This window comes from Streptosporangium vulgare (genome assembly GCF_042428775.1).
GTDB lineage: Bacteria > Actinomycetota > Actinomycetes > Streptosporangiales > Streptosporangiaceae > Streptosporangium > Streptosporangium vulgare.
In genome coordinates this window covers 18,616-27,446 of sequence record NZ_JBHMBS010000050.1, presented here as the reverse complement: position 1 = coordinate 27,446, position 8,831 = coordinate 18,616, and the positions used below count along the sequence as shown (strand labels likewise).

The 8,831-nt window shown below is 73.6% G+C and carries 5 protein-coding genes; all 5 read left to right on the top strand.

Annotation, left to right across the window (positions count from 1 at the left end; all coding sequences use genetic code 11):
• Positions 1–467 (top strand): phosphopantetheine-binding protein (locus ACFFRH_RS42690; RefSeq protein WP_386163816.1); only part of this gene is annotated, 467 nt, incomplete at its 5' end.
• Positions 464–5,944: a non-ribosomal peptide synthetase gene (locus ACFFRH_RS42685; RefSeq protein ID WP_386163814.1), complete on the top strand. Its 5,481-nt coding sequence runs from the start codon at positions 464–466 to the stop codon at positions 5,942–5,944. The genes ACFFRH_RS42690 and ACFFRH_RS42685, both read left to right, overlap by 4 nt.
• Positions 5,941–7,005 carry a saccharopine dehydrogenase NADP-binding domain-containing protein gene (locus ACFFRH_RS42680; protein WP_386163812.1) on the top strand — a complete coding sequence of 355 codons (1,065 nt, stop codon included), beginning with the start codon at positions 5,941–5,943 and terminating at the stop codon, positions 7,003–7,005. The genes ACFFRH_RS42685 and ACFFRH_RS42680 overlap by 4 nt, the downstream gene beginning before the upstream one ends.
• Complete coding sequence (locus ACFFRH_RS42675; protein WP_344747661.1) at positions 7,002–8,048, top strand: Gfo/Idh/MocA family oxidoreductase; 1,047 nt, start codon at positions 7,002–7,004, stop codon at positions 8,046–8,048. Before ACFFRH_RS42680 ends, ACFFRH_RS42675 begins: the two co-directional genes overlap by 4 nt.
• Positions 8,045–8,785 (top strand): thioesterase II family protein, encoded by a 741-nt coding sequence (locus ACFFRH_RS42670; RefSeq protein WP_344747662.1) that lies wholly within the window; start codon positions 8,045–8,047, stop codon positions 8,783–8,785. The genes ACFFRH_RS42675 and ACFFRH_RS42670 overlap by 4 nt, the downstream gene beginning before the upstream one ends.
• Positions 8,786–8,831: the final 46 nt, after the last annotated feature.

The following is an 8,831-nucleotide window of genomic DNA, read 5'->3' as shown; positions in this document are numbered from 1 at the left end:
TCGCGGTGGGTGAGCGCCGTCAGCGCCGCCTGGCCGCGTTCGTCACCCCCGCCACCGCCGACCCCGACCAGATCCGCGCCTTCCTCGCCGACCGGCTGCCCGCTCACGCGATCCCGCCCACCATCACCCCCCTGGACGAGTTGCCCCTCACCCCCAACGGAAAGATCAACCGATCCGCCCTCACCACCACCCTCGAACCCCCACCCGACGACGATCCGCCACGGCCGGGAACGGAACAGCGGCTCGCCGAGCTCTGGGCGGAACTCCTGGAGATCCCGGCACCGGGCCGCAACCAGAGCTTCTTCACCCTGGGAGGCGACTCGCTGCTCGCCACCCGCTTCGCAGAGGTCGCCAGACGGCGACTCGGCGTGGAGGTGACCCTGCGGCACTTCTTCGCCGCTCCCACCATCGCGGACTGCGCCCTGTCCATCGACGACGACCATGACACGGAAGAGGGCGAGCTGTGACCCAGGCCCAGGCACCCGCCGTACGCGGACTGATCGCCGACATGGAGTCGGCCGGGATCAGATTGTGGGAGGAGGAGGGGCGGCTCAGGTTCCGCGCCCCCAAGGGGGCGCTGACCGAGGACCGGCGCGCCGCCCTGCTGAGCGCCAAACCGGAGATCATCGAGCAGCTGCGCCGCGAGACCGCGTCGGAGACCGTGCGGCCGGAGCCGGAACGGCGCCTCGACCCCTTCCCGCTCACCGACGTCCAGCAGGCCTATCTGGTCGGCCGCAACGACGCGTTCGGCTACGGCGGCGTCGCCTGCCACGGCTACGTCGAGGTCGCCTTCGCCGAGCTCGACGCGGACCGCGTCCAGGCCGCCTGGCGGACCCTGATCGGCCGCCACGACATGCTCCGCGCCGTGATCCATCCGGACGGTCACCAGAACGTCCAGGCGGAGGTCCCCGACTACGACGTCCAGGTGACCGACCTTCGCGGCGCCGACCCCGAGGAGAGCCTCGCCGCGATCCGCGAGGAGATGGCGCACAAGGTCTACCCGCCGGGCGCCTGGCCGCTGTTCGAGCTGCGGATCACCCACACCGACGGCGCGGCCCTGCTGCACGCCTCGATCGACCTGCTCATCGCCGACTACGTCAGCATCCAGCTGCTGCTCGCCGAGCTGCACCGGTTGCTCGACGACCCGGAGGCCGTCCTGCCGCCGGTGCCGCTGAGCTTCCGCGACTGCGTGCTCGGCCTGCGCTCCCAGCGCGAGAGCAGCCGGTACGACCGGGACCGCGCCTACTGGTGGGCGAGGATCGACGACCTGCCCCCCGCACCCGAGCTGCCCGCGCTCGGCCAGGACGCGGGCGCCAGGTTCACCCGCTGGGAGGCCACGCTGGAGCCGAGCGAATGGGCGCGGCTCCGCACCCGCGCGAGCGCGGCGGGCATCACCCCCTCGCAGGCCGTGCTGGCCGCCTACGCCGAGGTCGTCGGGCGGTGGAGCCGCAGGCCCCGGTTCACGCTCAACCTGACGCTGCTCGACCGCCCGCCGCTGCACCCGCAGATCGACGAGGTCGTGGGCGACTTCACCTCGCTCAACCTCCTCGCCGTCGACACCACGCCGGACGCCCCGTTCGCCGCCCGTGCCACCGCCATCGGCGAGCAGCTCTTCACCGACCTGGAACACCGCCGCTGCGGCGGCATGGAGGTGATCCGCGAGCTGGCCCGCAAGCGGGGCAGGGCCGCCGCCCTGATGCCCGTGGTGTTCACCAGCGCCATCGGCATCGGCCAGGACGAGGCCGAGCACGGCATGCCGGTGTACGGCATCAGCCAGACACCCCAGGTGTGGATCGACTGCCAGGTCAAGGAGTACGGCGGAGCACTGCTGGTCAACTGGGACGTCCGCGAGGGAGTGTTCCCCGACGGCCTCGTGGACGACATGTTCGCCGCGTTCACCAACCTCCTGACCCGACTCACCGAGGAGGAGACCTGGGCGTCCGCGTCACCCGTCGAGCTTCCCGAGATCCAGGCGCGCCGCCGCGACCACGTCAACGACACCCTCGCGCCGCTCCCGTACGGCCTGCTGCACGACGAGGTCGTGGCCCAGGCCGGGCGCACCCCCGAACGGGTCGCCGTCGTCGGCGACCGCTCGCTCACCTACGGCGAGCTGCTGGCACGGGCGTCGGGGGTCTCGCGGGCGCTGCGCGAGGCGGGGCACGCACCGGGCGAGATCGTCGCCGTGGTGATGGACAAGGGCGTCGAGCAGGTCGTGGCGGTGCTGGGCACGCTGCTGGCCGGTGGCGTGTACCTCCCGGTCGACACCGGCCAGCCGCCGGGCAGGCGCGACCGCATCCTCGCCGACGCCTCGGCGCGCCTGGTGCTCACCCAGTCCTGGCTGGCGGAGGACGGCTGGATCGCGGTCGACACCCTGCCGCCCGCGCCCCCGGGCCCGGCGGTCGAGCGGGATCCGGACGAGCCCGCCTACGTCATCTACACCTCCGGCTCGACCGGGACGCCCAAGGGCGTGGTGATCAGCCACCGGGCGGCGCGCAACACCGTCGACGACATCAACGCCCGCTTCGGCGTCGGCGCGAAGGACCGGGTGCTCGGCCTGGCCAACCTCGGCTTCGACCTGTCGGTCTACGACGTCTTCGGCCCCCTCGCCACCGGCGCCGCCCTCGTGCTGCCCGACGCGCTGCGCAGGGGGGACCCCTCCCACTGGGCCGCGCTCGTCGCCGAGCACGGGGTCACGGTCTGGAACTCGGTGCCCGCGCAGCTGCAGATGCTGGAGCACTATCTTGAGGCGGAGTCCCAGGTGGAGCTGCCCACGCTGCGGCTCGCCCTGCTGTCCGGCGACTGGATCCCGGTGGCGCTGCCCGGCCGGATCCGGCGGCGGCTGCCCGGCCTGGAGCTGGTCAGCCTGGGCGGGGCGACCGAGGCCGCGATCTGGTCCATCTACCACCCCATCGGCGAGGACCTGCCCGGCTGGTCCAGCGTCCCGTACGGCAGGCCGCTGGCCAACCAGAGCTTCCACGTCCACGACGCGAGCATGCGGCCGAGTCCCGACTGGGTGCCCGGGGAGCTGTACATCGGCGGCGCGGGCGTGGCGCTGGGCTATCTCGGCGACGAGGCGAAGACCGCCGAGCGGTTCGTCCACCATCACGGCGAGCGCCTCTACCGCACCGGTGACCTCGGCCGCTACCGGCCCGACGGGAACATCGAGTTCCTCGGCAGGGAGGACTCCCAGGTCAAGATCCGGGGCCACCGCATCGAGCTCGCCGAGGTCGAGGCCCACCTGCAGGCCCACCCGGCCGTCGCCGCCGGCACCGTGATCGTCGACGGTGACCGCGCGCTCGACCGGCGGCTGATCGCCTTCGCACAGGCCGCCCCCAAACAACGGGCCGTAACCGAGCAGCGAGCCGTAACCGAACAACAGGCCGCACACGAACAACAGGCCGTAACCGAACAGCGAGCCGCACACGAACAGCCGGTCGCACACGAACAGCGGGAGGACGTCGTACCGGACGTCGGCGCGGCGGCGAGGGACGCGGCGGACGCGGCGACCGCCGGTGTCGACCTGCCACGGGTGATCGCGGTGGCCGAGACACTCGACGAGATCGCGCTCGCGTCGATGGCGGCCGCGCTGCGCGCCTCGGGGCTGTTCGCCCGCGAGGACGACGGGCACGAGGCGGCCGAGATCCTGGAGGCCGCGCGGGTCGGACCCGACCACCACCGGCTGGTCCGCCGCTGGCTCACCGCGTTGTGCGAGCACGGCCTGCTCGACCTCGACGCGGCGGGCCGGTACCGGAACCTGCGTACCGGCGCCGACCTGGACGCGCTCTGGCGCCGGGTCGACGAGCTGGCGGACGGGCTCGACTACGGGGCCGAGCTGATCGGCTTCCTGCGCGTCAGCACCACGCACCTGCCCGAGCTGATGCGCGGCGAGCTCGACGCTCGTGACCTGCTCTTCCCCGAGGCGGGGGTGGAGACGGCCGAGGGCGCCTACAAGGACAACGTCCTCAGCCGCTACGTCAACCGCGTCGTGCGGGCCGTGATCGGCCGCGTGGCGGAGGAGCACACCGGCGGGCCGCTGCGCGTGCTGGAGGCCGGCGCGGGCGTGGGCGGCACCAGCGCCGAGCTCATCCCCGAACTGGCCGCTCACCGGGTCGACTACCTCTTCACCGACCTGTCCAGGTTCTTCCTCACCCGGGCGGCCGAACGGTTCGCCGACCACCCCTGGGTGCGCTACGGCCTGTTCGACATCAACGCCGACTACCGCGACCAGGGCTACGAGCCCAACTCCTTCGAGGTCATCCTCTGCGCCAACGTCCTGCACAACGCCCACGACGCGGGCGTGGTCCTGGACAGGTTCCGCGAGCTGCTCGTGCCGGGCGGCTGGCTGGTGTTCATCGAGACCACCCGGGAGCACGTGCAGATCATGAGCTCGATGGAGTTCCTGATGAGCCCGCGCGACTACGACGACGTGCGGCGTGGCCGCGACCGCACGTTCATCACCCGAGAGGAGTGGCTCGGCCTGCTGGCCGGGGCCGGGGCGGAGACCCTCGCCTGCCTGCCCGAGCCCGCCGACCCGCTGGCGCCGCTGGGCCAGTCCGTCCTCGCCGCCCGCTTCCCCGCCGACCGCGAGCACGTCGACCTCGCCGAGCTGCGGGCCTTCCTCGCCGAACGGCTCCCCGAGTACATGATCCCGTCCCACATCCAGGTGGTCGACGAGCTGCCGCTGACCGAGAACGGCAAGATCGACAGGGCCACGCTGGCCACCCTGCTCCCGAGGGCCGCGGGGGAGGCGGCACCCGCGGGCGAGGAGCCGCGCGACGATCTGGAGCGGCGGCTCGCGGCGCTCTGGGCGGAGCTGCTCGGCCTCCCGCGCGTCGGCCGCGACCAGGACTTCTTCGCCCTGGGCGGTGACTCCCTGCTGGTCACCCGGCTCGCCGGGCGGGTCCGCGAGGAACTGCCCGAGGCGGGCAACTTCTACTGGGACAGCCTCGTCCGCCAGCTGGTGAACCAGCCGACCGTCGCCGCGCTGGCCGCCCATCTCCGCCAGGCGCGCGAGGACCGCGACCACGGGCTCACCCGCACGCACGTCAGCTCGCTGGTGCGCCTGTCGGAGGGAGAGGGGACGGCCCGCGTGCTGGTCCACGACGGCACCGGGACCCTCACCCCCTACCGGGCCCTCACCGCCGAGCTCGCCGGCACGCCGCTGTTCGGCCTCGCGATCGACGACGCCGAGCGCTATCTGGAGCTGGACCCCGACACGGCGGCCGAGACGCTGGCCGGATCCTACGCGCGGCTCCTGCTCAAGGAGGGCGTGACGCGGGCGCGGATCGTCGGCTACTGCATGGGCGGGCTGATCGCCACCGAGCTCGCCCGCCAGCTCACCGAGAGCGGCGCGGTCGTCGAGGACCTCACCGTCATCAGCAGCTCGCGCTTCCCCTACCGGATCACCGACGAGCTCATGCTGGAGTACGGCTTCGCCCAGGCGTGCGGCGTCGACCCGGTCCGGCTCGGCTACCCCGGCGGGGACCTGGCCAGGGCGCTGCACGCCGTACAGGAAGGCTCGCCGGGACTGGTGCGCGAGGGGAGCCTGGCCGCGCTCGCGGCCGACCCCGACCCCGGGCTCGCGGAGATCGGCCGCCGCTTCACCGCGCTCGCCCTGCCCCCGCACCCGGAACGGCTCGCCGCCCTCGCCCGCGAGCTGGGGCAGCCGCCCGAGCGGGTGGAGCTCGCCTACCGGGTGTTCCGGCAGAGCTTCGCGGCCGTCACCCACTACGACCCCGAGCCCTACGCCGGAGACATCACGTTCCTGCGCCAGCGCGGCGTCACCAACGTCGTGCCGACCCTCCAGGACGACATGACCGAGTTCTGGCGGGAGCTCTGCCTGGGCCGGCTCACCGTCATCGACGTGGCCGGAGACCACTTCAGCTGCCTCGACCAGGAGCGCGCCCCCGAGGTGGCCCGGCTGATCACCGGAGGCACGGCATGATCGGGATCGTCGGGGGATACGGCGCGGTCGGCGGCGCCGCGGCACGGTTGCTCGCCGGCCACGGCGTCCGCGTCGGCGGGCGCGACCTGGAGGCGGCCCGCCGCTTCGTCGGCGAGGAGCTGGGCGGGCGCGGCGAGGCGTGGGAGGTGGACGCCTACGACGAGGCCGCCCTGGCCAGGTTCTGCCGGGGCTGCACGGTCGTGGTCAACTGCGCGGGCCCCTCCTACCTGCTGCTCGACCGGGTGGCGCGCGCCGCGTTCCTCGCCGGGGCCGACTACGTGGACGCCGCGGGCGACGGCCCGGCGTTCGCGAGGCTCGCGAGCACGGGCACGGCCGGGGCCACGGCGGTGCTCTCCGCCGGCATGCTGCCCGGCCTCACCGGGCTGCTGCCGCGCCACCTCGCGCGGTTCGCCGGAGCCGGCCCGCACCGGCTCGACGTGTACACCGGCGGCCTCGACCGGCTCACCCCCGCAGCCGCCGGGGACGTCCTGCTGAGCGGCAAGGGTGGCCACGGCGAGTCGCTGGCCGCCTGGCGCGGCGGCGCCACGGTCTCGCGGGCGCTTTCCCCGGCGTACGGCGTCGAGCTGCCCTACTTCCACGGCCCGGTCACCGCCTACCCCTTCCTCGGCACCGAGGCGGCGCGGGTGGCCGGGGAGCTGGGACTGGAGGAGGCGCGCTGGTACAACGTCATCACCGGCGACCGCGTCATGGCCGCGATGAGCGCGGCGGTCTCGGCGGCCGACCTGATGCGCGTGGCCGAGCTCGAACTGGCCGGGCGCACCCCGTACTACGTCCTGCTCTTCCAGCTCAGCGGCCCCGAGAGCACCCGCACGATGGCGCTGCGGGCGGACGACTCCTACGAGCTCACCGCCGCGGTCGTGGCGCACGCGACGGAGGCCGTGCTTCGCGGCGACGTCGAGGCGGGCCTCCACTACGCCGACGGGGTGCTCGACCCGGCCAGGGTGCTGGCCGGCCTGGAGCCGGTGGCCAAGGTCGAGATCTCCGACGACATCCCGAGGATCGACCTGGCCGCGCCGGCGTTCGAGGAGGGCGCGCTGTGAAGCGGGTCGTGGTCTGCGGGACGGGGTTCGGCCAGATCTACCTGTCGGCCCTGGCCGACGGGCCGTTCGAGCTGACGGGCATCCTGGCCCGGGGGAGCGCCCGGTCCGCCGGGTACGCCAGGGCGTACGGCGTGCCGCTGCTCACCGACCCCGACCAGGTGCCCGGCCTCGCCGACCTGGCGTGCGTCGTCGTGCGCTCCGGGGTCGTCGGCGGTGAGGGCAGCGAGCTGGCCGGGGCGCTCCTGGCCCGCGGCGTCCACGTGCTCCAGGAGCACCCGCTGCACGCCGACGAGCTGGCCCGGTGCCTGCGCGCCGCGCGGGCCGCGTCGGTGGTCCACCACGTGAACACGCTCTACGTGCACCTGGACCCGGTACGCCGGTTCGTCGAGGCCGCCCGCCGGCTGTGCGAGCTCCAGAAGCCCCTATACGTGGACGCCGCCTGCAGCGTCCACGTCGCCTACGCCCTGTTCGACATCATCGGCCGCGCGCTCGGCGGGCTGCGGCCGTGGACGTTCGGCCCGGTGGCCGAAGGGACGCCGTTCAGCTGCCTCACCGGCACGATCGGCGGCGTACCGCTCACCCTGCGGGTGCAGAACCAGATCGCCCCCAACGACCCCGACGCCCACCTGCACCTGCTGCACCGGATCACGCTGGGCACGGAGGGCGGCAACCTCACGCTGGTCAACACGCACGGGCCGATCGTGTGGAGCCCCCGCATGTACGTCGGCCGCGACGCCGACGACCGCTTCGCCCTCGAGGAGGACCATCTCCGCCTGCCGAGCGCCACGCTCCTCGGACCAGAACAGGCACCGACATTTCAGGAAATCGTCGGATCACTGTGGCCGAGCGGCGTCCGGCGCGCGCTGACCGAGCTGCGCCAGGCCGCGGAGGACACCGCCGGGGAAGGCGCCGACCCGCTGCGGCAGGGCCAGTACTACCTGACGCTCAGCCGCCTCTGGCTGGACGCCACCGCGGCGATCGGCCGCCCCGAGCTGCTGGTCCAGACCCCGCCCCGCCCCCTGTCCGCAGCGGAGATCTCATGAGCTGGTTCCACTGCTACCACCCCCGGCCACGGTCGGGACTGCGGCTGTTCTGCTTCCCGCACGCCGGCGGTTCCGCGAACTCCTACCGCTCCTGGCACCACACCCTGCCCCCGGCCGTCGAGGTGCGCGCCGTGCAGTACCCGGGACGCGCCGACCGGCGTGCCGACCCGCTGATCGACGACGCCCACCACATCGCCAAGCTCGTCACCGACGCGATGGCGCCCCTCCTCGACCGGCCGGTCGCGCTGTTCGGGCACAGCATGGGAGCCCTGATCGCCTACGAGGTGGCGCGCGAGCTGGAGGCGCGCGGCCGGGGCGTGGTCCACCTGTTCGCCTCAGGCAGGCACGCCCCGCACGACCACCGGCCGGGCGACGCCCACACCACCGACGACGACCTCGTCTCCGACCTGGTACGCCTCGGCGGCGTGGCGGAGGAGCACCTCGCCGATCCGGTGATCAGGGAGCTCACGCTGCCGGTGGTCCGCAACGACTACCGGGTCGACGAGACCTACCGGCACCGTCCGGGCGGCCCGCTGCACTGCCCCGTCACCGCGATCCTCGGCGACCGCGATCCCGAGGTGACCCCGGAACAGGCCGCGCGGTGGAGCGAGCTGACCCGCGACCGGTTCGCCACCCGCGTGCTGGACGGCGACCACTTCTATCTCGTGCCACGACGGACGGAAGTGGTCGCCCACGTGCTCCGCGCCGTCTCCATGGCCTGGCCCTCCACCCCGTAGAACGCCCTGACCCCCTCCCCGCGGCCGGAGCCGGGGGATTGCACGC